The 24,021-nt window shown below is 70.4% G+C and carries 23 protein-coding genes and 1 tRNA gene; 10 read left to right on the top strand and 14 right to left on the bottom strand.

Features of this window, described 5'->3' with window-relative positions; all coding sequences use genetic code 11:
- The first annotated feature begins 60 nt into the window (after positions 1-60).
- Positions 61-513 carry a DoxX family protein gene (locus O1Q96_RS09185; protein WP_269247684.1) on the top strand — a complete coding sequence of 151 codons (453 nt, stop codon included), beginning with the start codon at positions 61-63 and terminating at the stop codon, positions 511-513.
- A 189-nt stretch (positions 514-702) separates the two neighbouring features.
- On the opposite strand, the gene O1Q96_RS09180 is transcribed toward O1Q96_RS09185, so the two are convergent.
- Positions 703-1,383: a superoxide dismutase family protein gene (locus O1Q96_RS09180; RefSeq protein ID WP_269247683.1), complete on the bottom strand. Its 681-nt coding sequence runs from the start codon at positions 1,381-1,383 to the stop codon at positions 703-705.
- Between the two features lie 304 nt (positions 1,384-1,687).
- Between O1Q96_RS09180 and O1Q96_RS09175 the strand changes: the two genes are divergently transcribed.
- Positions 1,688-2,353, top strand: a complete 666-nt coding sequence (locus O1Q96_RS09175) for a DedA family protein (protein WP_269247682.1) — start codon at positions 1,688-1,690, stop codon at positions 2,351-2,353.
- A 184-nt stretch (positions 2,354-2,537) separates the two neighbouring features.
- Here O1Q96_RS09175 and O1Q96_RS09170 read toward each other — a convergent pair whose 3' ends face one another.
- Positions 2,538-2,777 carry a DUF2277 domain-containing protein gene (locus tag O1Q96_RS09170; RefSeq protein WP_269247681.1) on the bottom strand — a complete coding sequence of 80 codons (240 nt, stop codon included), beginning with the start codon at positions 2,775-2,777 and terminating at the stop codon, positions 2,538-2,540.
- A 142-nt stretch (positions 2,778-2,919) separates the two neighbouring features.
- On the opposite strand from O1Q96_RS09170, the gene O1Q96_RS09165 reads away from it, so the two are divergent.
- Entirely contained in the window at positions 2,920-3,327 is a 408-nt protein-coding gene (locus O1Q96_RS09165) for a hypothetical protein (RefSeq protein WP_269247680.1), read from the top strand.
- Positions 3,328-3,473: 146 nt separating this feature from the next.
- On the opposite strand, the gene O1Q96_RS09160 is transcribed toward O1Q96_RS09165, so the two are convergent.
- The gene (locus O1Q96_RS09160) at positions 3,474-4,892 is read right to left on the bottom strand and encodes a coiled-coil domain-containing protein (RefSeq protein ID WP_269247679.1); all 1,419 of its coding nucleotides are present in this window, start codon (positions 4,890-4,892) and stop codon (positions 3,474-3,476) included.
- A gap of 82 nt (positions 4,893-4,974) precedes the next feature.
- Positions 4,975-5,793 carry a DUF4097 family beta strand repeat-containing protein gene (locus O1Q96_RS09155; RefSeq protein WP_269247678.1) on the bottom strand — a complete coding sequence of 273 codons (819 nt, stop codon included), beginning with the start codon at positions 5,791-5,793 and terminating at the stop codon, positions 4,975-4,977.
- Between the two features lie 208 nt (positions 5,794-6,001).
- Between O1Q96_RS09155 and O1Q96_RS09150 the strand changes: the two genes are divergently transcribed.
- The 5 genes from O1Q96_RS09150 (at position 6,002) to O1Q96_RS09130 (ending at position 9,507) form a co-directional block, all read left to right on the top strand.
- Positions 6,002-6,073 (top strand) — tRNA-Val (locus tag O1Q96_RS09150).
- 249 nt (positions 6,074-6,322) lie between these two features.
- A complete protein-coding gene (locus O1Q96_RS09145; protein WP_269247677.1) occupies positions 6,323-7,726 on the top strand; it encodes a Tat pathway signal sequence domain protein in 1,404 nt (467 codons plus the stop codon).
- 146 nt (positions 7,727-7,872) lie between these two features.
- Positions 7,873-8,475: a DUF4383 domain-containing protein gene (locus O1Q96_RS09140; protein WP_269247676.1), complete on the top strand. Its 603-nt coding sequence runs from the start codon at positions 7,873-7,875 to the stop codon at positions 8,473-8,475.
- Between the two features lie 9 nt (positions 8,476-8,484).
- A complete protein-coding gene (locus tag O1Q96_RS09135; RefSeq protein WP_269247675.1) occupies positions 8,485-8,703 on the top strand; it encodes an FmdB family zinc ribbon protein in 219 nt (72 codons plus the stop codon).
- Between the two features lie 99 nt (positions 8,704-8,802).
- Positions 8,803-9,507, top strand: coding sequence for a DedA family protein (locus tag O1Q96_RS09130; RefSeq protein ID WP_269253541.1), 705 nt, complete (start codon positions 8,803-8,805; stop codon positions 9,505-9,507).
- Here O1Q96_RS09130 and O1Q96_RS09125 read toward each other — a convergent pair.
- Genes O1Q96_RS09125 through O1Q96_RS09115 form a run of 3 tightly spaced genes read right to left on the bottom strand, consistent with a single transcriptional unit; the run spans position 9,434 to position 14,041 of the window.
- Entirely contained in the window at positions 9,434-10,252 is an 819-nt protein-coding gene (locus O1Q96_RS09125; protein WP_269247674.1) for an HAD family hydrolase, read from the bottom strand. The two genes, O1Q96_RS09130 and O1Q96_RS09125, sit on opposite strands and share 74 nt — an antisense overlap.
- 5 nt (positions 10,253-10,257) lie before the next feature.
- Positions 10,258-12,846 carry a phosphoribosyltransferase gene (locus O1Q96_RS09120; RefSeq protein WP_269247673.1) on the bottom strand — a complete coding sequence of 863 codons (2,589 nt, stop codon included), beginning with the start codon at positions 12,844-12,846 and terminating at the stop codon, positions 10,258-10,260.
- Positions 12,847-12,874: 28 nt separating this feature from the next.
- The gene (locus tag O1Q96_RS09115) at positions 12,875-14,041 is read right to left on the bottom strand and encodes an HpcH/HpaI aldolase/citrate lyase family protein (RefSeq protein ID WP_269247672.1); all 1,167 of its coding nucleotides are present in this window, start codon (positions 14,039-14,041) and stop codon (positions 12,875-12,877) included.
- A gap of 199 nt (positions 14,042-14,240) precedes the next feature.
- Here O1Q96_RS09115 and O1Q96_RS09110 point away from each other — a divergent pair, with 199 nt between their 5' ends.
- Positions 14,241-15,083, top strand: coding sequence for a TerD family protein (locus O1Q96_RS09110; protein WP_269247671.1), 843 nt, complete (start codon positions 14,241-14,243; stop codon positions 15,081-15,083).
- A gap of 125 nt (positions 15,084-15,208) precedes the next feature.
- Here O1Q96_RS09110 and O1Q96_RS09105 read toward each other — a convergent pair whose 3' ends face one another.
- The 6 genes from O1Q96_RS09105 to O1Q96_RS09080 all read right to left on the bottom strand — a co-directional run bounded on the left by O1Q96_RS09105 (position 15,209) and on the right by O1Q96_RS09080 (position 19,951).
- Positions 15,209-15,949, bottom strand: coding sequence for a TerD family protein (locus O1Q96_RS09105; protein WP_269247670.1), 741 nt, complete (start codon positions 15,947-15,949; stop codon positions 15,209-15,211).
- 118 nt (positions 15,950-16,067) lie between these two features.
- Complete coding sequence (locus tag O1Q96_RS09100) at positions 16,068-17,213, bottom strand: DUF475 domain-containing protein (RefSeq protein WP_269247669.1); 1,146 nt, start codon at positions 17,211-17,213, stop codon at positions 16,068-16,070.
- Positions 17,214-17,483: 270 nt separating this feature from the next.
- Positions 17,484-18,059, bottom strand: a complete 576-nt coding sequence (locus O1Q96_RS09095) for a TerD family protein (RefSeq protein ID WP_269247668.1) — start codon at positions 18,057-18,059, stop codon at positions 17,484-17,486.
- Positions 18,060-18,185: 126 nt separating this feature from the next.
- The gene (locus O1Q96_RS09090; RefSeq protein ID WP_055617911.1) at positions 18,186-18,761 is read right to left on the bottom strand and encodes a TerD family protein; all 576 of its coding nucleotides are present in this window, start codon (positions 18,759-18,761) and stop codon (positions 18,186-18,188) included.
- 160 nt (positions 18,762-18,921) lie between these two features.
- Positions 18,922-19,380 carry a peroxiredoxin gene (locus O1Q96_RS09085; RefSeq protein ID WP_269247667.1) on the bottom strand — a complete coding sequence of 153 codons (459 nt, stop codon included), beginning with the start codon at positions 19,378-19,380 and terminating at the stop codon, positions 18,922-18,924.
- A 133-nt stretch (positions 19,381-19,513) separates the two neighbouring features.
- Complete coding sequence (locus O1Q96_RS09080) at positions 19,514-19,951, bottom strand: DUF3052 domain-containing protein (RefSeq protein ID WP_055519877.1); 438 nt, start codon at positions 19,949-19,951, stop codon at positions 19,514-19,516.
- 497 nt (positions 19,952-20,448) lie between these two features.
- On the opposite strand from O1Q96_RS09080, the gene aceE reads away from it, so the two are divergent.
- Complete coding sequence (aceE, locus tag O1Q96_RS09075) at positions 20,449-23,196, top strand: pyruvate dehydrogenase (acetyl-transferring), homodimeric type (RefSeq protein ID WP_269247666.1); 2,748 nt, start codon at positions 20,449-20,451, stop codon at positions 23,194-23,196.
- A 265-nt stretch (positions 23,197-23,461) separates the two neighbouring features.
- Here the strand turns inward: aceE and O1Q96_RS09070 are convergent, their stop codons facing one another.
- The gene (locus O1Q96_RS09070; protein WP_269247665.1) at positions 23,462-23,770 is read right to left on the bottom strand and encodes a small hydrophobic protein; all 309 of its coding nucleotides are present in this window, start codon (positions 23,768-23,770) and stop codon (positions 23,462-23,464) included.
- Positions 23,771-24,021 lie beyond the last annotated feature (251 nt).

Raw genomic sequence — 24,021 nt, 5'->3', positions numbered from 1 at the left:
TCGGTTCCGTCCCCTACCGGTCCCCCCGGGACCGTACTCAGACCGAAGGAGTTCCCCCACATGACCGGACGCCTCAACAGCGCCCAGCCGTACGCCATCGGCCTGTTCCGCATCGTCATCGGCCTGCTCTTCGCCTGCCACGGCGCCGTATCGCTCCTCGGCGTCCTCGGCGGCGTGGACGGCAAGGGCGCCACCGTCGAAACGGGCGCCTGGCCCAACTGGTACGCGGCTGTCATCGAGCTCGTCGGCGGCACTCTGGTCCTGCTCGGCCTCGGCACCCGCATCGCGGCGTTCATCGCCTCCGGCGCGATGGCCTACGCGTACTTCAAGGTCCACCAGCCCGAGGCCCTGTGGCCGATCGACAACAACGGTGAAGGCGCGGCCATGTACAGCTGGTCGATGCTCCTGCTCGTCTTCACCGGCTCGGGCGCGTTCGGCCTCGACCGGCTCTTCGCGGGCCGTTCGTCCGCGACGGCCGAGGAGAAGCGCTCCGCGGAGCCCGTCAGGGCCTGACGCACGTACGACCCGACGCACAACCGGACACACGATCGGTGACACGGTTGCCGGCACCACCGCACGTGCGACTCCAGGCGGCGCCCGTCCCCTCACTCGGGGGCGGGCGCCGTCGCGTCGTCAGGCAACGTCGAACCGTCAGGCCCGTCGAACCGCCGCACCTGACGAACCGACAGGCCTGACGGGCTCTCAGGTGGCCCACCCGAAGGGCACGGTGAAGCACGCCAGCCGCGCGCCGGAGCCGCCCTGTTCGCCGTGCAGCACGACGGAGGCGGCCTCACCGCGCCGGAAGTTCCAGTCGTGGCGCGCGCTCGCCCCGCCCGCGCCCTTGGCGTCGGCGGTGAAGTCGAGCCACACCTCGTTGTCCGCGTTCACGTCGGCGGGATCGGTGGACGGCCGGTGCTGGTAGTGCCCGCCCGCCGCGGCCGGATCGGTACCGCACGGGTTGCGGTGCACATGCACCCCGTACGCGTGCCCCGGCTTCAGCCCCGTCGCCCGCAGCCTCACCGTCGTACGCCCGCGCTCCTCGCTGTGCTGACTCACCTCGATCCACGAGGCGGCGGGCACGAGCCCGGTGTCGTACGTGACGGCCGCCGACGGAACGAGGGCGCCGAGCGGAGCGAAGCGGGCATCCGTCCGCATCCGGTAGCCGGGGATCGTACCGGTGGCATCCGGGCCGGCGATCTCCGCGCCCGCGCCCTCCTCGCCGGGGACGCCCGCGCCGGCCGTGCCCGGCGAGACGCCCGGGACCCGCGGGAGGCGCGGGGCGTCCGAAGCGCCGGCCGCTCCTGCCGCTCCTGCCGCTCCTGCCGTGAGCACGACCGATGCCAGAGCACCGGCCACGAGCACCACCACTCCGGCCGACCTCACCGCCCTCGCAGTTCCCTCTGCTCCCGCTGTCGCTGCTGTTGCTCCTGCTGCTGCCGTCATCGCCGGATCCGCTCCTCACACCGTCGGTCACCCCCATTCGTTGGTACGGGACGTACGACCAGCCCGCCCCGGGGACGTGGCAGCCGGGTGAACATGGTGTGGCGAACCCACGATCCCCCTGTGGATCTCCAGTCGGACTCGAGGCGTACGCTGTATGGCTGTCACAGGCCGCTCCTGCCGCTCCCCGCAACATCGGGGCACGCGGCACGGTCCGGGCCTACGGGGGAGACACAGGGGAGTTTCGGTGCTTGAGAGTGTGGGGTCGCTGTCCGGCACCCCTTGGATCTACAGCCAATGGATCTATGCCGTAGTGGCGCTGTCGGTCCTTTTCGACGTATTTCTGCCGGTGCTGCCGAGCGGCGTCCTCGTCATCACGGCGGCGACGGCGGCCGCGGCCGGCACCGGAGCCGCGGCGACCGCGCACGTGCCGGACATCCTGTCGCTGATCCTCTCGGCCGCGACCGCGTCGGTCCTCGGGGACCTGGTGGCGTACCGGCTGGCCTGGCGCGGCGGCGAGCGGCTGGACCGGGCCATCGCCCGCTCCCGCCGCCTGACCAGCGCGCAGGAACGTCTCGGCGCGGCCCTCACACGCGGCGGCGGCGCCCTGGTCGTCCTCGCCCGCTTCGCGCCCGCTGGCCGCTCGGTCGTCTCCCTCGGCGCGGGCGCCGCACACCGGCGCGTCCGCGAGTTCCTGCCCTGGTCGATCCTCGCGGGCCTCGCCTGGGCCGCGTACAGCGTCGCCCTCGGCTACTTCGGCGGGCAGTGGCTGGGCGCGACCTGGTTCGCGTCGGGCATCTCGCTGGTGGCGCTGTTCGGGGCGGGGGCGGGGGCGGCGTACCTGATGCGACGCCCGTCGCCGTTGCCGGTACCCCTGCCGGTGCCCGTGGCGGAGGCGGGCCCGAGCGTCTGAGGCCCGGGGCGGGACCAGGTATGGCGGGACAGGGAGCGACACCACCGGGGCCTGTCAGAGGCGCCGGTACCCCTGCCGGTCGTCAGGGCACCCCACAGCGGGGCCCGGCGAGCGACCCGCCATGGGACCGCGGCAACCGGGCGGCCGGACGGCCCGTACCGGCGGGCATCCCGGGACCGTGCGGTCAGCCCGCCGCCCGGTGGGGCGGAGCGGTCTGCCCGCGCACCTCCAGGCCGGCCAGCAGCTCGGCCGTGGCCTCCGCGATCGCGTCGACCGCGCGGTCGAAGACCTCGCGGTTGTGGGCGGCCGGGGCGCGGAACCCCGAGACCTTGCGGACGTACTGAAGAGCGGCGGCACGGATGTCCTCCTCCGTGGCCTCTTCGGGAAGGACCGGGGGACGAAGTGTCTTGATGCTGCGGCACATGCGTCCAGTCTCGCGCGCGGCACTGACAACGCGAGCGGAAACAACGGTCCGCGCACCCCGTCCCGGCATGCGCCAGTCACAGTTCGCGTGAAGTCCCCCGGGAAACTCGCATCCCAAAATCGAACAGGCGTAGCATTGTCATGTGGCTGCGACCTACGAGTTCCCAAGCGACCTCCTGGCCGGTCAGGAGGAACTGCATCAGGTCCGGGCCGAGCTTCTGGCCCTGCTGAAGCGGCTTCCCTGGTCGGTCGAGCCCCTGGACGGCTTCAGTGACGACCACGGCTGGCGCAAGGTGGAGCGCCCCGCCTCCCCCGGCTGGACACCCGACGAACAGGCCGAGGTGGAGAAGCTACGGGAGCGCGAGCGTGAGCTCGCCGTCTACGTGACCTGCCACCGTTTCTGGTCGGAGGTCACGACCGCGGAGAAGGTGGATGCCCGGATGACTCTCAAGCACGTACGAGAGACGGACGTACGCGAGCCGGACGTACGCGAGCCGGACGTACGGGGAACGGACGCGCAGGAGGCGGGGGAGAAACAGGGACCCGCGTGAGGCCGCGCACTCGGCCACGCGCCGCCGCACGCCCTCTCACCACGGCTTCCGGCGGGCAGCGGGAAGGCTCTCCGCAACCGCCGAAATCTCCCCTCAGGACCCTCCCCGAACCGCCCGGACCCTCCCGGAGCCTCTCGGACCGTCGGTCAGGCCCCGCCCCCGCGCTCTTCCCGGATCTGTGAGACCACGCCGGACACCGACCCGCGCACACCCTCCAGCTCGGTCAGGAAGTGCCAGTAGTCCGGGTGCCGACCCTCCAGCGTGCCGATCGCGCGGTCCAGACGAGCCACCGCCTCGTCGAGGGGGCGCGCCTGCCGGGGGTCCGGGGTACTGCGGCCGGCCATCGCGAGACGCTGCGCGTCCCGGATCGCGAACCGCGTACGGTCGATCTCCCGCTGCGGGTCCTTCGACACCTCGTTCAGGCGGCGCAGCCGGTCCCCGGCCGCGGAGACGGCCTCGTCGGTGGTGTTCAGCAGCGCCCGGACCGTGGACAGCAGCGATGTGGCGTCCGCCCAGCGCTGCTCCTCGCGGGCGACCCGCGCCTCCGTCAGCTTCCGCTCGGCCCGGCGGACGGTCTCCGCGGACTGGTCCGGCACATGCTGGAGGTCCTGCCAGCACGCGGCCGCGAACCGTCGCCGCAGCTCACTGAGCACCGGATCCACCTGCCCGGACCGCGTGGTGAGCGCCTGCGCGCGCGTCCGCAGCGAGACGAGACGGCGGTCGATCTCGGTGGCCCGCTCCGGCAGCCGCTCGGCCTCCGCGCGCACGGTCCCGGCATCCCTCGCGACCCGGTCGGCCCGCTCCAGGGTCTCGGGCACACCGTGCTGCCCGGCGCCCTGGTTGAGCTTGGTCAGCTCGGGGGCCAGCGCGGCGAGGCGGGCGGCCAGGTCGTCGGCCTTGAGACCCGATCCCCGTACGGCGTCCAGTGCGTTCGACGCGGCGAGCAGAGACTGGCGGGCGCGCTCGACGGCCGGGGCGAGGCGGGCGAGCTGCGTCTCGGCCTTGCCGAGGAGCGGGCCGAGCCCCTGCTCGAAACGGTCCAGCTCCTGCTTGACGCGGGCCAGCTCGTCCTTGGCCTTGGTCAGCTCCGTGCGTGCGTGGGCGGCGACGGAGGCCTCGAGGTCGTCGCGGTCGAGATCGTGGGCGTCCACCGCGCCGATGTATGTACTGCTGGCCTCGTCGATACGCCGGCCGAGCGCCTCGAAGTCGGCGACCGCGCGGCGGGCCGCCGGGGAGTCGTCGACGGCGGTGATGGTCTCGATCGAGATGCGCAGATCACGCTGCGCCGTGTCGAGTTCGTAGAACGCGGCCGCCGCGGCGTCCTTCGCGGCCTGCGCCTCGGCCCGCTGGCTCTCGGAGCGCCCGCCGAACCACCGGCGGGTGCCGCCGCCCGCGAACGCGGCGGGCATGGCGAGCGCGAGCAGTGGAAGCGGCAGGAGGACGAGGGCCAGCAGGTCGCGGCCGGCGCCGCGCGTCCTCGCGGACCCGAAATCGGCACAGGAGGGAGGTACTTGCTGTGCGCATGGCACAAACGGCGTGTACGGCTGCGAAGGTGTCGCCGTCACTTCCCTCTCCCGTGCTGTGGTCCGTCCGGCCCCGGTGCCCCGTGCCATTCTCCCACCAGGTAAGGACGAACACACGGGCCGGTTAGTTCGCCGTACGCACGGTGACTTTCCCGTCCTCGGTGTGGGCTGACACCACATGGGAGCTGCCCTTGTCACGGGGTACCGACACATCCACGGAGCCGTCTTCCGCGTCGGCGTCGACACGGTAGGTGGCGTCCGGCAGCCCGATGGTGAGCGAACCGTCCTGCCCGCGCGCCGAGACCCGGTCCGGGACCGAGGCGAATTCGAGCCGGGTGGAGCCGTCGTGGGTGTTCACGTCGACGCGCCGGGAGCCGATGCCGGTCGCGTGCACCGAGCCGTCGTCGGTGCGCAGGGTCAGCGGCCCGGAGGCATCCTCGACCCGGACGGATCCGTCGCTCGCCCGGATGGTGAGCGCCTCCTTGAAGCCGGTGGCCCGCACGCTGCCGTCGTCGTCGTTCACCGTGACGGCCACGCCGCGCGGCACCACGATGCGGTGCTTGGCCGAGCAGTCGGCGACCACACCGGAGCAGTGCATACGGAGCTTGAGCGTGTCGTCCTTCATCCCCCAGGTCACCTCGGGGTCCCCGCCGATCGCGACACGGCCCTCGAACCACCGGGTGACCTCCACCTTCTCCACGTCCGCCACGACCAGCTCCAGCGCCGAGTCGTCGGAGTCGACGGTCAGCGTCCGGCCGTCGAGCGCGAAGGAACGCTTCTCCGGGTCCGTGTCGTCCCCCGCGCTGGCACCGCACCCGGAGGCGAGCAGCCCCGCGGCGAGGACACCCACCCCGGTGGCGGCGAGGGAGACCCGGCGCCCCCTCCCACCGAACCGGCCCGGACGCCGCACATCACTGCTCGAAGAACGCTGACGACCACTCATGACGGGACTCCCCCAGATTCGAACGCCCTCGGCCCCACGCTGTGACCCGGACACACTTCGACCGTACGGATCCGGCCCCCGCCAAGGGATCCGGGCCGCTCCCGAATGAGGGGTGGGGAAAACCCCCGCATCAACCGGCAGCCCGCAGAACCCCGGGAACGGGTTTGCGGGGCACCTCCCCGGGCAATGTAGGCTGTCGACTCGTCCCGGGCGCGTAGCTCAGCGGTAGAGCGCCGCCCTTACAAGGCGGATGTCGGCGGTTCGAAACCGTCCGCGCCCACGGGAGCAGCACGCAGCTCAGCGTGCGGTTCGGCCCCTCGCCCATCGGGTGGGGGGCCGTTCGCGTGGACGGGCCCCTTCCCTCCGGGCCGGGCTCTCCCCCTCCGTCCCCGCCCCCCCAACGCCCGCAACCGTCAGGGCCGTTGACCCGTGCCACATGGGCCAGCACAATGGGCGCGCGCCGCTTGAGAGCGCTCTCAATCCCGGTGTGGCGTGCGCATCGGGGGCCGTATGTTCTCCAGGGAGACCCATGACCGGCAGACAAGGTTCGAGTTCGGTGTTCAGTCGTCGTGCGCTCATCGGCACCGGACTCGGTGTCGGCGCCGCGGTCTTCACCGCGGCGGGCACCGGCGCGGCGCGGGCGGCCGGCGACGCCGGAGGTTCTGGGGGCGCCGGGGGCGCCGTCCGGCGGGGGCATGCCTTCCTCTCCGCCGCCATGGACGCGTATCCGGACCACGGTGACGTCCGTCTGACCCAGAGCTACACGGACCAGGCCGGTCTGTTCAGCACGGCGTTCACGTACGACAACGCCCTCGCGATCCTGGCCCATCTGGCGACCCGTACCACGGACGGCCGGGCCCGGGCCGTGGCGCTCGGCGACGCGCTGCTCTACGCCCAGGCCCACGACCCGGTGTACGACGACGGCAGGCTGCGGCAGGCCTACAACGTGGGGCCGTACGTCTTCTTCGACGGGGTGCCGCAGCCGGACGGGTTCGTCCGGGCGGACGGCACCGCCAACGTCGGGACCCAGTTCGGCTTCACGGGCACGGCGGTCGGTGACATGGCCTGGGCCGGTATCGCCCTGAGCGCCCTCGCCGACCGCACCGGCGCCCGCCGCTTCCTCCACGGTGCCGTACGGATCGGTGACTGGATCGAGCGGACCGGGCGCACGGACGAGCCCCTCGGCGGCTACAAGTTCGGCGTCGACGGGGCGAACGTGAAGCTGCCCTTCACCTCGACCGAGCACAACACCGACCTCGTCTGCCTCTTCGGGCGGCTCGCCCGGCTCACCGGGAACCGTGTGTGGCTGGAGCGGCGCGCACGGGCCCGGGCCTTCGTCGAGAAGATGTGGGAGCCCTCCGGAAACTTCTTTTACACCGGCACCAACGACGGCGTGAGCGTCAACAAGTCGCCCGTCCCCGAGGACACCCAGACCTGGACCCAGCTCGCCCTCGGCTCCCGCCCGTACTCCCGGTCGCTGGACTGGGCCGCGGCCGAGCTGGCCGTCCTGGACCACGCCGACCGGCGGAACAGCACGGTCCCCGCGGGCCAGTCGTACGCGGGCGTCACCTTCAGTTCCGTCAGTCTCCTGGCGAACGAGGACGCCCCGATCGCGGAGTTCCAGCCGAAGCCGGACCGCAACGGTGTGTGGTTCGAGGGCACCGCCCATCTCGCGCTCGCGCTGCGGGACCGGCACGGCCGCGGCGACGAGGTGCGGGCCCGCCGCCTGATCGCCTCCATCGAGCAGGCCCAGGACCTTCTCGGCACCGACCAGACGATCAACAAGAAGGCTCTCCCCGCCCGCTCCGGGGTCGTCTCGGCGAGCAGCCCGCTCGACACCGGGTTCGGCTTCGGCTACTACCCGTACCGGCACGCCGGTGCGACCGCCTGGTACCTGCTGGCGGCGACGCGTACCAACCCCCTCAAGGCCTGACCGGGCGGCGGCGCGACATCCGCCCGGGGCTGGCGTGAGAGCCGCCCCGGGCGGCGGCGCGACATCCGCCCGGGGCTGGCGTGAGAGCCGCCCCGGGCGGATGCTGGGAGTACGGACGCCCTCCGCTCGCTCCCGAGGAGGCGGACATGGCCACGCACGCACTGCGCACCGCGCCCAAGCGGCGGATCAGGCTCGACGAACACCTCCCGGTCGATCACCGTCTCAGCAGGTTCTACCGGATCGGCGCGGGGCTGATGGGCCTCGTGCTGCTCGCCTTCGGCATCCTGGGTCTGATCGACAAGGTCGGGTTCTTCGACACCCGCGGCGACGAGGTCGCGGGGCTGAGCACCAACGGGGCGCTCAGCGTGCTGTCGATCTGCGTCGGGCTGCTGCTCCTCGTCGGCATGGTGATCGGCGGCAACGTCGCCTCGACGCTGAACATGGTCCTCGGTGTCCTCTTCATCCTCAGCGGCTTCGTGAACCTCGCCCTGCTCGACACCGGCTTCAACTTCCTGGCCTTCCGCATCCAGAACGTGCTGTTCAGCTTCGTGGTCGGCGTGCTGCTGATGTTCTTCGGGATGTACGGGCGCGTCGGCTCGGCCCTGCCCCACGACAACCCGTACTGGCGGTCCCGCCACCCCGAGCAGGCCGCCCGCGAGCAGCGGCTGAGGGCGGGGGCCGACCTGCGCGCGAGGGCCCTCGCCAAGGGCCGCAGCTCTCCTCTGGGAGAGGACCGGGCCGCCCGCTAACCTGGGCCCATGCCTCGCTACGAATACCGGTGCCGGACCTGCGGTGACACCTTCGAGAAGAGCCGGCCGATGGCCGAGTCGTCCGCGCCCGCGGCCTGCCCCGCCGGCCACGACGACACCGTGAAGCTGCTGTCGACGGTCGCCGTCGGCGGCGCCGCCTCGGCGCCCTCACCCGCGCCCCGTGCCGGAGGCGGTGGCGGCTGCTGCGGCGGGGGCTGCTGCGGCTGACACCCGCGCCGGGCAGCGGCTTCAGTCTGGCTTCAGCTTCGGTTCACTAGCGTCGGATGTGTGACCGACAGCAGCGCACCCCAGTGGATCAACAGCCTCATGGACACGCTCGGGGCCCCGGGCGCGGGCATCGCCATCGCTCTGGAGAACCTCTTCCCTCCCCTGCCGAGCGAGGTGATCCTGCCGCTGGCGGGGTTCGCGGCGAGCACCGGGCAGATGAACCTGTTCGCCGTGCTGCTGTGGACGACGGCCGGTTCGGTCGTCGGTGCGCTCGCTCTGTACGGCGTCGGTGCGCTGCTCGGCCGCGACCGCACGGTGGCGATCGCGGCCCGGCTGCCGCTGGTGAAGGTGTCGGACATCGAGAAGACCGAGGCGTGGTTCAACCGGCACGGCACCAAGGCCGTGTTCTTCGGCCGGATGATCCCCATCTTCCGCAGTCTGATCTCGGTGCCGGCGGGCGTCGAGCGCATGCCCCTGCCCGTCTTCCTGGGCCTGACCACGCTGGGCAGCGCGATCTGGAACACCGTCTTCGTCCTCGCCGGCTATCTGCTCGGCGAGAAGTGGACCGAGGTCACCGGCTATGTCGCGACGTACTCCAAGGTGGTGCTGGCCGTGGCGGCGCTCGCGCTGCTGGTGTTCGCGTGCGTACGCCTGTTCAGGCCGGGGCGGGGCGGCCGACGGCGTGGCGAGGAGACGGAGACAGAGCCGGAGACGGTCGGGTCCGCGACTTCTAGCGGGCCTCGCGGAGGAACTCCCGCAGGATCCGCTCCCCCGCCGCGACACCGCGCTCCGGAAGAGCAGTGATCCCGGGCGCCGTCCACCCCGCGTCGGCCAGTTCACCGTGGCCCGGGCGCCAGCCGCGGTCCGCGGCCAGCAGCAGGTCGGCGTCGAGGAGGGAGTCCCCGGCCGCGAGGGTGAGGGTCGCCCCCGTACGGCGGACGACCTCGCGCATGGCGGCGCTCTTGGTGAGCGGCTTCGGTACGGCGTAGAGCTTGCGGCCCTGTACGGACACGGTCCAGCCGCGGTTCTCCGCCCAGACGGCCAGCTCCTTCACCCAGTCCTCGGGAAGCAGTTCCCGCTCGAGGACCAGGTACACGAAGAGGTCCTCGGCGACCCGGTGCTTGCGCACCCACAGCGGGTCGGCGGTGGCCTCCATGTGGGCGCGCACCTCGGCGAGCGGGGCGCACTCCCGTGCCAGGAGCTCGGTCACCCGGGCATGCCACGCCGGGTCGGAGACACCGTCGACGAGGACGTGGCCGCCGTTGGCGCAGATCGCGTACTTCGGGGCGGGGCCCGGGAGTTGGATCCGCTGGTACTGCTTGCGGGTCCGGGTGGTGGTCGGGACGAAGTCCGCCACGTCACCCAGTTCGGCGAGCAGTCCGGCCGCGGTCTCGGTCATGTAGGAGAGCGGCTTGCGCTCGTGCACCTCGACGCTGAGCAGCCGGGGCGCCCGCTCGTCGGGCATGGTCAGCGCGAGCGCGGCCGAGGAGTAGATGAGGGTGCGGTCGAGGTCGCTGGCGACGAGGACCCTGGGTGAGGTGGTGGGCATGGACATCAGACTGTCACTGCCTTGCCGTCGGCGCCGGTCGCGCCGCGCGTGTACTTGGGGTGGATCAACCCGACGCAGGTGTACGGGAGTTCGGCAACCTCCTCGACGGGTACGCCGCGCTGTTCGGCGAGCAGGCGTACGTGGTCGAGGTCGGCGCCCGCTCCGGCCCGGGCGAGGATCTTCCAGGGGACGCGGCGCAGCAGCACCCGGGTCGCCTCTCCGACGCCCGGCTTGACGAGGTTCACGTCGTGGATGCCGTACTCCTCGCTGATCCGCTCGACGGCCGCCCAGCCCTCCCAGGTCGGGGTGCGGTCGGTGGAGAGCAGTTCCTTGACCCGGTCGTCCACCGCGTCGCCGACCTCGTCGAAGCGGTCGGAGACGGCGTCCAGGAAGTCGACGGAGACGTCCACGTCGGCGAGTTCGCGGTAGAACTTCGCGCCGTGGTAGTCGTGTTCGCCGACCAGGTCCGCGCGGAGCACCGTGCGTGAAATGAGGCCGGAGACCGTGGAGTTGAGGCAGGCGGACGGGATGAGGAAGTCCTCGCGGGTGCCGTAGGTGCGCACGCAGGACCCGGGGTCGGCGAGGACCGCTATCTCCGGGTCGAAGCCGGTGATGCCGTCGGAGGCCGCGAACTCCTCGATGGCCTGGGCGAGTTCGCGGGTGATGGCGCCCTTGCCGGTCCAGCCGTCCACGAAGACGACGTCGGCCGGGTCGTGGTGGGCGGCCAGCCAGCGCAGGGCGTTGGCATCGATGCCGCGGCCGCGCACGATGGAGACGGCGTAGTGCGGCAGGTCGAGGCCGTGGCGGTGCTGGGCCCATCGGCGCATCAGGACGCCGACGGGGGTGCCGGCGCGGGCCAGGGAGACGAGCACGGGGCGCGGTGAGCGTTCCGCCAGCACGGTCTCGGTGACCGCGCCGACGGCCAGGGCGATGCGGGCGGCCGAGACGGCGAGGGCGCTGCGGAACAGCTCCTGGTACTGGGGGCTCGGCTGGTACTCCACCGGGAGCGACTCCGCGTAGTGGGCGCCGCCGCTCTGGATGGCCTCCTCGCGCTCCTCGGTCGGCGCCTCCAGCCGGGTGTCCGAGAGGTCCTGCAGCAGCCAGCCGACCTCGTCCGACGCGTACGAGGAGAAGTCGGGGCCACGGAGGGGCTCGGACAGCATGAAGGGCCTTTCGGTGGGCGACTGGGCGGGCGGCCGTTCGGGAACGTACGAGGGGACGACGGCGAGCAGCACGCTGGGCGTGTGGGCGGCGAGCTGCGCCAACAGGCCTTCCGGTGCGTGCAGTTCGGGAGTGTCGGCGGCGGAGTCGACCACGGCGACGACGGCGTCGAAGCCGGCGCCGGCGACGTTGTACGCGTACCGCTCGCCGGGGCCGTCCGCCGGACCGTCGTGGGCGGGGAAGACGAGCCGGGTGCGGATCGCGTAGCCGGGGTCGTCGACGGCGAGCACGGGAGAGCGGGTGGTCGTGGAGTAGCGCACCTCGGCGTCGGTCAGCTTCTCCAGCGCGACCCCGAGGCGGAGCGGCGCGTACATCAGCTCCTCGCAGCCGAGCACGAGCACGTGGCCGGTGCCGGGCGGGAGGGCCTCGGCTATTCGGGCGGCCATGGCGGGCAGGGCGCCCTCCAGGCGGACGCGGTGCTCGGGCGTGAAGCCGTGCCGTCCGCCGTCGGCGAGGCCGTGCGGCCAGCCGAGGTCCACGGGGACGACGCTGCCGGGCTCCGGGCGTGGTGCGGGCGCCACGGCCGCCTTCTCGTGCTCGGCGACCAGCGCCTGCCCCTTCTCCAGTACGCCGTCGGGCAGCCGTACCGTGCCGGAGGCGGCCGTCACGAGGTCCACGGTCGCGTCGATCTCGCGGGCGAAGTCCGCCAGCCGCCCGAGGTCCGCGGCCGAGCGCATGTCGACCAGGGTGACTATCACGTACCGGCCTCGCGGATAGCGTTCGTGCAGGTCACGGATGGTGTTGAGGATCGTGTTGCCGGTGGAGAACTCGTCGTCGACGAGGACGAGCGGGCCGTCCGAGGCCAGCAGAGCGGGATCCTCCGGGAGCAGCAGGTGCGAGGTGGCGTGCGAGTGGGACTCCTCGAAGCCGCCCGCCGGTGCGACGCCCTCGACCGGGCGCCGGGTCGAGTGGAGGCAGGGGGCGAGGCCCACGCCGTCCGCGACCGAGTGGCCGAGGCCGGTGGCCGTCTCGGCGTACCCGAGGACGACGGCCCGGCGGGCCTCGTCCTCCCCGAGCAGGTCGCGCACGCGGAGTCCGAGCGCGAAGCCGTATCCGTACACGACGGCGGGTGACTGCGGTACGTGCTTGCCCAGCACGTTCGACACGAGCAGATGGGCCCGCTTGGGGTTGCGCCGCAGGGCGAGCCCCAGCAGTTCGCCGAGGCCCTCGTCCCCGACGAGCTCGACGCCGAGCCGTCCGGCGACCCAGCTCCCGGACCAGATCCCGCCTGCGGGCCCCTCGGCCGACCCGGCCGGGGACGAGGCCTCGCCGGCGGACCCGGCCTTGGTTCCGGCCTTGGTTCCGGCGTTGGTTCCGGGGCGGAAGCCCGTCGCGGACCAGACGCCGGACCCGTCGTTCACAGCCTTGTTCATGGATTCCTTGGGTGTCAGCCGGTGTGTGTCAGCCGGGGATTCCGGCGGCGAGCAGCTCCACGAAGCCGATGTCCTCGTTCGTGACGCCGAAGACCTCGGCGCGCTGAAGGGTGCGCTCGGCCCAGGCGCGGTGCGGCTTCACCTCGTTCATCTTGTTCGTGTACGCGGACCGCAGTACGCCTCCGCCGCCCCGCTCCGGTCGCAGGATGTCCTGGGCGTCGCTGAACTCCTCGTGACTGACGACGGACAGGGCGTGCACGGGCAGCACGTGCGAGGGATGGATGCAGGTCTTTCCCTGCAGGCCGTTGGCCCGGTCGAGGGCGATCTCGCGGAGCAGGCCGTCCATGTCGTGCTCGATGAGGGAGGCCCGCAGGGCATCCGCCTTCGGGTGGAAGGGGCTACGGCGCAGTTGCGGCTTGAACATCCGCTCCTGGACGCGGAAGTACTCCCACACGGGCCCGGTCACCGTGAATCCGGTGCCGTCGGCCCGCCCGAGGACGTTCACCACGTCGGCGATCACGGAAGCCACTATCTGCACGTCGTACGCGGTCATGTCGGGCGCCCGGCGCAGCCCGTAGGCGGAGCAGAAGTCGGTGACGCCGAGGCGCAGGGCGAGCACGCGGTCGCGGTACTTGTCGACGGCCCGGTAGATCCCCGCGAGGACCTCCGCCCTCGACTCGCGGTACAGCAGATCGGGCGACTCCAGGACGGGCATGGCGAACAGGCGCCGCCCGCTCGCGCCCTCGGCCGCCGTGAGCGCCTCCAGGAAGGGGATGCCCCGCTCCTCGGTGAACTTGGGCAGCACGAATCCGGACAGCAGCCGCACGGACGCGCCGAGCCGGTGGACGAGGTCGGGGATCTGCTCGGGCGCCCTGACCCGGACGAAGAGCAGCGGCAGCAAGGTCTCGGGGCAGCGTTCGGCCAGGTCACCGAACTGCCGGACCAGGTTCTCCTCGGCCTCGACGACGTCCGCGTCGTCGATCGAGTCCTCCAGGCACACCACCATCGAGACGACACCGCGCTGGGCCTGCTTCACGATGTCGTCGGCCAGCTTCTGCCTGGTCGCGGGGCTGTAGAGGGTGGCTCCGAGGGCTGCGGCGAGCACCCGGGGCGGGGAGTCCGCGGTGAAGGCGCACGGCTCCTGGAAGAAGAGGCGCTCCCGCACCTCAGGGGCGATGTGACCGAAATGACGCATGAGTCTCCCCCAGGGCGGCTAGTCGGACTGACGATATGTGGCCGGTAATAGTACGTAGGGATCCGTGTCGGAGATTCCCACCGGGCATGAAGTTCAGGTAACGCACACAAACACCATTGTGCGTCTGCCCGCATTATCCGGCCGGACGCAGGCTCACCCCACGTTGTCGTGACCAGGACCGAGAAGGCAGGATGACCGCATGACGCACGCCATGCTGAAGGGGTCGAACGTCCCGCTGGACGCCACCGCGGTGCGCGCCGTACTGCGCTGGACGCCGGGGCGGGGCGTTCCGGACGTGGATGCCTCCGCGCTGCTCCTCGGTCCCGACGGGCGTGTGCGGTCCGACGAGGACTTCGTCTTCTACAACCAGCCCCGGCACCCTTCCGGCAAGGTCTGGCGGCTCGGCAAGAAGCGCGTGAACGGAGGCCTCGCGGAGGGGCTCACCGACACGATTCGGTCGGATCTGGCCGACATTGATCATGCCGTGGGCCGGATTCTCCTTGTCGCTTCGGCCGACGGCGTCACCTTCGACCGGGTCAGCGCCCTGCGGATCCTGCTGTTCGACGCCGTGCTCGGGGACGCCGAGCCGCTGGCGTACTTCGACATCAAGCCGGAGACCGGCGAGGAGACCGCGCTGGTCTGCGGCGAGCTGTACCGGCGCGGCGAGGGCTGGAAGTTCCGGGCGCTCGGCGAAGGCTATTCGGACGGCCTGCAGGGGCTGGCGTCGGACTACGGCATCCTGGTGGACGAGTCCGAGGCCGAGGACGGCCCGGCGCCCGCCGAGCAGCCCGGTTCGCAGCCGCTGCCGCCGGAGCAGCCCACCACCCAGGTGCCCCAGCAGCCGGTCCAGCCCGCGTACGGCTATCCCCCCGCCGCTCCCGGCCCGGAGCCCACCCGGCAGCAGCCGCCCGCCACCCAGCCCGCGTACGGCTACCCGCAGCCCACCAGCCAGCCCGCCTACGGCTATCCGCAGCCGGTCAGCACCCTTCCCGACCCGGACTTCCGGCTTCCCCCGCAGGGCCCCCAGTTCATCGGCCGCTAGGCCGGCGCCCGCGCCCCGAAGGGGCGCGGGCGCCTGCGTGACAAGCCGCACCGAACCCGCAGCCGCCGCTGGACCCGCCCTGCCGAGCTCTGGGGCGCCCCGGCTGAGCCACGTGGCAGCGCTTGTCAGCGGCCGGCCTTCGCCTTGTAGCCCCGCCCCCAGGTGAGCCCCCAGCCGTAGAGCCGGTCGAGCTCGGCCTGGAAGCCGTAGACGAACTTGACCTCGCGGCGCACCACCAGCTCGTTCTTCACGTTCTCGATCATGACCACCGCGCAGGACCTGGCCTGGGAGTGGCGCTCGTCGAGGCCGATCTCGATCCGGGGGCCGTTGCTCGGGTACAGGGTCACGATGGCGTGCGTACGGTCGAAGGCGGGGGTCTGGTCGTAGATGTAGACGAAGACCAGGAGCCGCTTGATCTCCTCGCGGTGGTCGAGGTTGACGAAGATCGTCTCGCCCGATCCGGAGCCGAAGCGGTCGTCACCGCTGAGTTTCACGTACGGCGCTCCGTTGAGCTCGCCCAGGAAGCCGCCCAGTGGCTGGACGACGCCCTTGGTGCCGTCCGCGAGCTCGTACATGCAGCCCAGGTCCAGGTCGACGTTGACCATGCTCTGGGTGTGCGCCTGCACCACTTCCGGCTTGAACGCCTTGAAGGGGTGGCGCAGCAGGCTCTCCCGCTGGGGCCCGCCTATGTCGGAGGTGCGCATCCGCCAGGAGAGGTTGACGCGGAGGTTGCCGGTGGCCGCGCCCTGCTTGGTGAGTGAGATCGTGTGGTTCCGCTTGGTCAGTTCGATGGCGTTGGTCGACGCGCTGCCCGAGTCGAACGGCGTCGACCGCCCGCTGCGCCACAGGCCTTCCCAGAAACTCATTCCCGCCCCCACGCTTGCCTGTTGAGCCCCGACGAGTTCGGGGACGCATACGCCGGGGCGGCCGCGAGGACATCCTCGACGACCGCCCCTCACAGAGCGTTCCTCCCACGGACCGGTGTCACACCCCGGACGAGACCTCTGTCTTGTCGCCCGAGGCGTCAGCTTTTCCCTCGGCGGCCTCCAGTGCCTTGTTGCGGCGCACGGAGGACCAGAAGGACCAGGCGATCAGGACGACACCGATGAGGCCGGTGACGATCTCGTTGACCTCGAACCGGATGGTGATGAGCAGGATTCCGGCGAGGGCGCCGATCGCGTAGTGGGCGCCGTGCTCCAGGTAGACGTAGTCGTCGAGGGTGCCCTGGCGGACCAGGTAGACGGTGAGCGACCGGACGTACATGGCGCCGATACCGAGGCCGAGGGCCATCAGGATGATGTCGTTGGTGATGGCGAAGGCGCCGATGACGCCGTCGAAGGAGAAGGACGCGTCCAGGACCTCGAGGTAGAGGAACATGAAGAACGCGGCCTTGCCGACCATGGCGCCCGCGGAGATCTCCTTGCCCTTGGCCTTGGCCTCCTCCTCGGCCTCGTGCTCGCGCTCCTCGGCCTCCTCCAGGCGGTTCTCGAAGAATCCGGAGAGGCCGCCGACGACCAGGTACGTGATGAGGCCGGCGACGCCGGAGAGCAGCACCGTCTCCGTCTTGTCGGCGGACCCCGCGTGCAGGTGGGCGTGCGGGGAGAGGAACAGCGCGGTGCCCAGCAGGATGATCAGCGCGATGCAGGCCGAGAGCATGTCGACCTTGCCGAGCTTGGCGAGCGGGCGCTCCAGCCAGCCGAGCCACTTGATGTCACGGTCCTCGAAGATGAAGTCGAGGAAGATCATCAACAGGAACATGCCGCCGAAGGCCGCGATCGACGGGTGGGCGTCGGTGACGAGTTCCTGGTAGCGATCCGCGTCGTTCAGTGCCAGGTCGACCGCCTCGATGGGGCCGAGTGAGGCGCTGATCGCGACGATCACGACAGGGAAGACGAGCCGCATTCCGAAGACGGCGATGAGGATGCCGATGGTGAGGAAGATTTTCTGCCAGAAGGCACTCATCTTCTTCAGGATCCCGGCGTTGACCACCGCGTTGTCGAAGGACAGCGAGATCTCGAGGATGGACAGGATCAGCACGATCCCGAAGGCGGTCCATCCGCCGATCAGCACCGCTGCGACCAGGCCGAGCGCGGTGACCGCGAACGACCAGCCGAAGGTTTTCAGAACCACTGGCTACCCAATCATGAGTATGGGGGGCTACCCCCGGACGAAGTCCGGAGGGGGTTTCCCCCCGCCGTACCCGGCTTTACGAAACATTGACCACGAAGTCTAGAGGGCAGGCTCCCCGGAGGAGCGGGCCGGGCCCGTCTCCCCGGAGAGTCGCAGGTCCAGGGCGTCCGAACGCGGGTGACGCGCCTTCAGCCACTCCGGACACCTCGCTTTTGAGACACCACGGCCGACCCTCCCGACTCACAGGGGTCGCCTTCCGCGCACCGTGCTCTACGAAACGTGAACCCCGAAGTCCAGGGCGATGCCCCGCAGTCCGGACGCGTACCCCTGGCCCACCGCCCGGAACTTCCATTCGACGCCGTAGCGGTAGACCTCACCGAAGATCATCGCGGTTTCCGTGGAGGCGTCCTCGGAGAGGTCGTAGCGGGCGAGCTCCTGGCCGTCGGCCTGGTTGACGACCCGGATGAAGGCGTTGCTGACCTGACCGAAGGTCTGGCCGCGGTTGTCGGCGTCGTGGATCGAGACCGGAAAGACGATCTTGTCCACGTTGGCCGGCACCTTCGAGAGGTCGATCAGGATCGACTCGTCGTCGCCCTCGCCCTCACCCGTGAGGTTGTCCCCGGTGTGCTCGACCGAGCCGTCCGGGCTCTTGAGCTGGTTGTAGAAGATGAACCACTCGTCGCCGAGCACCCGCCCCGAGTTGCACAGCAGTGCGCTGGCGTCGAGGTCGAAGTCGGCTCCGGTGGTGGAGCGCGCGTCCCAGCCGAGCCCGATCAACACCTGCGTGAGGTTCGGTGCGGCCTTGGAGAGGGAGACATTGCCCCCCTTGGCGAGCGTGACGCCCATGTTCCTTGTCCTCCCCGGTGAAGCCATTGGGTTGTCCAGCACGTCCGGCGCCGCACTAGGAGTGTGCGGCGCCGGACGGGAAGTGGTGGATCGGCCCGGGGTCGCAAGAGACCCCGGACGCAGGGCTCAGACGTTGACGCCGAAGTCCTGCGCGATGCCGCGCAGGCCCGAGGCGTACCCCTGGCCGATGGCGCGGAACTTCCACTCCGCGCCGTGACGGTACAGCTCGCCGAAGACCATCGCGGTCTCCGTCGAGGCGTCCTCGGAAAGGTCGTAGCGGGCGATCTCCGCCTCGCCGGCCTGGTTCACGACGCGGATGAACGCGTTGCGCACCTGACCGAACGACTGCTGGCGGTTCTCGGCGTCGTAGATCGACACCGGGAAGACGATCTTCTCGATGTCGGCCGGGACCCCGGCGAGGTTGACCTTGATCTGCTCGTCGTCGCCCTCGCCCTCACCGGTGGTGTTGTCCCCGGTGTGCTCGACCGAGCCGTCGGGGCTCTTCAGATTGTTGAAGAACACGAAGTTGGCGTCACTGCTGACCTTGCCCTCCGCGTTCGTCAGGATGGCGCTGGCGTCGAGGTCGAAGTCCGTACCGGTCGTGGTGCGGATGTCCCACCCCAGACCGATGATGACCGCGGTCAGGCCCGGGGCCTCCTTCGACAGCGATACGTTGCCGCCCTTGCTGAGGCTGACTCCCACGAGTCCTCCCATTGGTGTCCGGGGGCGGGAAGCCCCGTAGTGCGTTGGTATCGGATCAACGTGTCGATCCTAGTGACGGGTTCCCCGCCACCGCAGGCCCTGGGCACGAAGAATCCCGAAGTGTCGGCATCCCGGCCCGCCGGGCGCGGCGGCGTCTGGATCACAGGGCGTCGAGCGCCCGTACGTACGCGTCGAGGTCGCGCGCGTCCGGCAGGGCGTTGACGACGGTCCAGCGGACGACGCCCTCCTTGTCGATGACGAAGGTGCCGCGCACCGCGCAGCCCTTGTCCTCGGCGAAGACGTCGTACGCCCGCGAGACCTCGCCGTGCGGCCAGAAGTCGGACAGGAGCGGGTACTCCAGGCCCTCCTGCTCGGCGAAGACGCGCAGGGTGTGGATGGAGTCGTTCGAGACGGCCAGGACCTGGGTGTCCCGGTCGGAGAACCGCGGCAGGTTGTCGCGCAGCTCGCACAGCTCGCCGGTGCACACGCCGGTGAAGGCGAAGGGGTAGAAGAGCAGCACCACGTTCTTCGCGCCCTGGAAGTCCGAGAGCTTCACGGTGGCGCCGTGGTTGTCCCTGAGCTCGAAGTCCGGAGCCTTGTCGCCGACCTCGATCGCCATGGTCCTGCATCCCTTCCGTCGGGTCCGTCGGGCTGTTCGGGTGACGTCCACCCTACGCAGCGCTCCCGCCCGCCCATGGACGAGGCCCCCGCCGACGGGATGTCGACGGGGGCCTCCTGGCCTCGGCTGCGCCTCAGCGCTTCTTGGCGGCCGTCTTCGGCGTCGCCAGCTTCGTGCCGCTCCAGTCCTTCCCCACGCTGATGCCCTTGGTCTGGGACAGACCCGCGGTCGTCACAGCTTCGGCGATGTCGCTGGGCTCCACATAACCGTCTCGGCCGGTCTTGGGCGTCAGCAGCAGGACGGCGCCGCCCTCTTCGACGTACGTGGTGGCATCCACCAGCGCATCCGTCAGGTCGCCGTCGTCGTCTCGGAACCAGAGCACCACGGCGTCGGCGACGTCGTCGTACTCCTCGTCCATGAGCTCGCTGCCGATTACTTCTTCAATGGCCGAGCGGAGCTCCTGGTCGACGTCGTCGTCGAAGCCGATCTCCTGGACCACCTGCTCGGGCTGGAATCCCAGCCTGGCGGCCAGGCTCGTCCGCTCCTCCGCGTGGTCCGCGGTCGCGCTCACGGGTTGCCTCCTGATCATGTTCGGTAATGGGGTCCTCCCCGGCTCGGGCGAAGCCGAGACCTTGGGGAAGTTCAAGCCACGCGCGTGCGCGAAGCATTGGCCGTAGTCCACACGGGCGGGACGGATCGCGCAAGTACCCGGCGGTCGAGACCGCCGAAACGGTGACGATCCCGGCCGTGTCGTCGCAACTCCAGTCAGGGAATCACAACCACCGGTGACGCACACCACAGCGATCTGCCCGCTTTGCGAATTTCGGAACCCTACGAGGGTACGAGACTCGAATGGCTTTGCGGTACGCGTGACGGGTCGGGCGTATCGTTGCGATTTGCCGGACCCGCCTTTGGGGGAACGGGACGAACCTGTCGGTTACCTCTCGGTAGAGATGACGTTTCCGCTCCTGAGGTACACGATGGGGAACGGCGCAGACGCCCAGGAAACCAGAGAAAATCCCAAGAAAAAACCGAGAAGAAGCGGCCCCCCGAGAGCGAAGGAACAGCGTGGCTTCCGGACCCGATCGCAACCCGATCATCATTGGCGGCCTTCCGAGTCAGGTCCCTGACTTCGATCCCGAAGAGACCCAGGAGTGGCTCGACTCCCTCGACGCCGCTGTCGACCAGCGCGGCCGGGAGCGAGCGCGTTACCTCATGCTGCGACTGATCGAACGGGCGCGCGAGAAGCGCGTGGCCGTGCCCGAGATGCGCAGCACGGACTACGTCAACACCATCGCCACCAAGGACGAGCCGTTCTTCCCCGGCAACGAGGAGATCGAGCGCAGGATCCTCAACGCGACCCGCTGGAACGCGGCCGTGATGGTGTCCAGGGCCCAGCGCCCCGGCATCGGGGTCGGCGGCCACATCGCCACCTTCGCGTCCTCCGCCTCGCTCTACGACGTGGGCTTCAACCACTTCTTCCGCGGCAAGGACGAGGGCGACGGCGGCGACCAGATCTTCTTCCAGGGGCACGCCTCCCCCGGCATCTACGCACGTGCGTTCCTCCTGGACCGCCTCGACGAGGGGCAGCTGGACGCCTTCCGGCAGGAGAAGTCGAAGGCCCCGCGCGCACTGTCCTCGTACCCGCACCCGCGGTCGATGCCGGACTTCTGGGAGTTCCCGACCGTCTCCATGGGCCTGGGTCCGCTCGGTGCGATCTTCCAGGCGCGGATGAACCGCTACATGGAGGCGCGCGGTATCGCGGACACCTCCAAGTCACACGTCTGGGCGTTCCTCGGCGACGGGGAGATGGACGAGCCGGAGTCGCTCGGCCAGCTGTCCATCGCCGCGCGCGAGGGCCTGGACAACCTGACCTTCGTCGTCAACTGCAACCTCCAGCGCCTCGACGGGCCGGTGCGCGGCAACGGCAAGATCATCCAGGAGCTGGAGTCGCAGTTCCGCGGCGCCGGCTGGAACGTCATCAAGCTGGTGTGGGACCGCAGTTGGGACCCGCTGCTCGCACAGGACCGCGACGGCGTACTGGTCAACCAGCTGAACACCACACCCGACGGGCAGTTCCAGACGTACGCCACCGAGACGGGCTCGTACATCCGCGAGCACTTCTTCGGTCACGACCACCGGCTGCGCGCGATGGTCGAGAACATGACCGACGACCAGATCCTGCACCTGGGCCGCGGCGGTCACGACCACAAGAAGGTCTACGCGGCGTTCTCGGCGGCCAAGGAGCACAAGGGCCAGCCGACGGTGATCCTGGCCCAGACGGTCAAGGGCTGGACGCTCGGCCCGAACTTCGAGGGCCGCAACGCCACGCACCAGATGAAGAAGCTGACGGTCGCCGACCTCAAGGGCTTCCGTGACCGGCTGCACCTGCCGATCTCCGACAAGGAGCTGGAGTCCGGCGTGCCGCCGTACTTCCACCCGGGCCGGGACTCGGAGGAGATCCAGTACATGCACGACCGCCGCAAGGGGCTCGGCGGGTACGTCCCGACGCGTGTCGTGCGGTCGAAGCCGCTCGCGCTGCCCGAGGACAAGACGTACGCGAGTGTGAAGAAGGGCTCGGGTCAGCAGTCGATCGCCACGACCATGGCGTTCGTACGGCTCCTCAAGGACCTCATGCGGGACAAGGAGATCGGCAAGCGGTTCGTGCTGATCGCGCCTGACGAGTACCGCACCTTCGGCATGGACTCGTTCTTCCCGAGCGCGAAGATCTACAACCCGCTCGGGCAGCAGTACGAGGCCGTGGACCGGGACCTGCTCCTCGCGTACAAGGAGTCGCCCACCGGGCAGATGCTGCACGACGGCATCTCCGAGGCGGGCTGCACGGCTTCACTGATCGCCGCCGGCTCGGCGTACGCGACGCACGGCGAGCCGCTCATCCCGGTGTACGTCTTCTACTCGATGTTCGGTTTCCAGCGCACCGGCGACCAGTTCTGGCAGATGGCCGACCAGTTGGCGCGCGGTTTCGTGCTGGGTGCGACGGCGGGACGCACGACGCTGACGGGCGAGGGTCTGCAGCACGCGGACGGGCACTCCCAGCTGCTCGCCTCGACGAACCCGGGCTGTGTCGCGTACGACCCGGCCTACGGCTTCGAGATCGCGCACATCGTGAGGGACGGACTGCGCCGCATGTACGGCTCGTCCGACGAGCACCCGCACGGCGAGGACGTCTTCTACTACCTGACCGTCTACAACGAGCCGATCCAGCACCCCGCCGAGCCGGAGAACGTCGACGTCGAGGGCATCCTGAAGGGTATCCACCGCTTCGCGGCAGGGACTTCGGGCTCGATCCCGGCGCAGATCATGGCGTCCGGTGTCGCGGTGCCGTGGGCCGTCGAGGCTCAGCGGATCCTCGCCGAGGAGTGGAACGTACGGGCCGACGTCTGGTCGGCGACCTCCTGGAACGAGCTGCGGCGTGAGGCCGTCGAGGTGGAGCGGCACAATCTGCTGCACCCCGAGGAGGAACAGCGGGTTCCCTATGTGACGCGCAAACTCTCGGGCGCCGAGGGGCCGTTCGTGGCCGTCTCCGACTGGATGCGGTCGGTTCCTGACCAGATCTCGCGATGGGTGCCGGGGACCTACCAGTCGCTCGGCGCGGACGGGTTCGGCTTCGCCGACACGCGGGGCGCCGCCAGGCGGTTCTTCCACATCGACGCGCAGTCGATCGTGGTGGGGGTGCTCACGGAACTCGCCCGGGACGGCAAGGTCGACCGCTCGGTGCTCAAGCAGGCGATCGACCGGTACCAGCTGCTGGACGTGGCGGCCGCGGATCCGGGCGCGGCGGGCGGCGACGCGTAGCGCTCCGCTTCGGTGCCGTAGTGCGGTGAGGGGTGGTGGGCCTTGGGGCCCGCCGCCCCTTCGGCTTTTGTGACGCGGGGCGTCGGCATGCCCGGAGAGCGGACGAGGGGTAGGGGGGTGGGTGTCGGCAGGGGCGGGTGCGGGTCGTGGGCGGCTGGTCGCGAGGTTCCCCGCGCCCCTGGAGGGCGGGCGTACCGCGGCCGGACAGCGCGGTTCCCCGCCTCCCTCCACGGGAGCGGGGAACCGTCGTCCTGGGTGGTCCCGGTCAGAACATTCCGGTGCCGGGGCCTGCCGTGCCCGCCATCCACACGATGGCCAGGACGGTGTCTATCACTCCCAGTACCAGCGCGATCAGCGCCGGCAGGGGGCGGCCGCCGCTCCAGCGGCGCCCCATGGCCAGCCAGCCGCAGACGATCGCCACGGGACCGAGGATGATCCCCAGGACGAAGAATCCGGCGACTGCACAGATGACTCCGATGATTCCGAGCGTCGCGCTGTCCGGCCCGCTCCGTGACCCCGTACGGCGACGCGAGCGAGGGTGTTTGCGCGTGGTGTGACCGAAGCCCGCCATCATCAACTCCCTGACCTCTGAGCCGACCGAATGCCGGTCGGTTCTGGCTCGGAATTCGGGTACCCCGGTCCTGTCGCTTCAGACCCGTACTTCTTTTCCTCGGTCGCGCGGCGTGCTGCCCCCCTCCGGCAGCACGCCGCGTCCTCACCGAACTGCCCGTTCCGCACGGATCAGTTGAGAGCACTCTGACCTGCGGCACGGTCAATATGAAAGTCACATGGGACGGTGTCACTCGGATAGGCGAAAGCCCCGCC

The sequence above is a fragment of the Streptomyces aurantiacus genome (assembly GCF_027107535.1).
Classification (GTDB): domain Bacteria; phylum Actinomycetota; class Actinomycetes; order Streptomycetales; family Streptomycetaceae; genus Streptomyces.
Note: the sequence above shows the minus strand (reverse complement) of the source record. Positions and strands in the feature narration are given on the sequence as shown.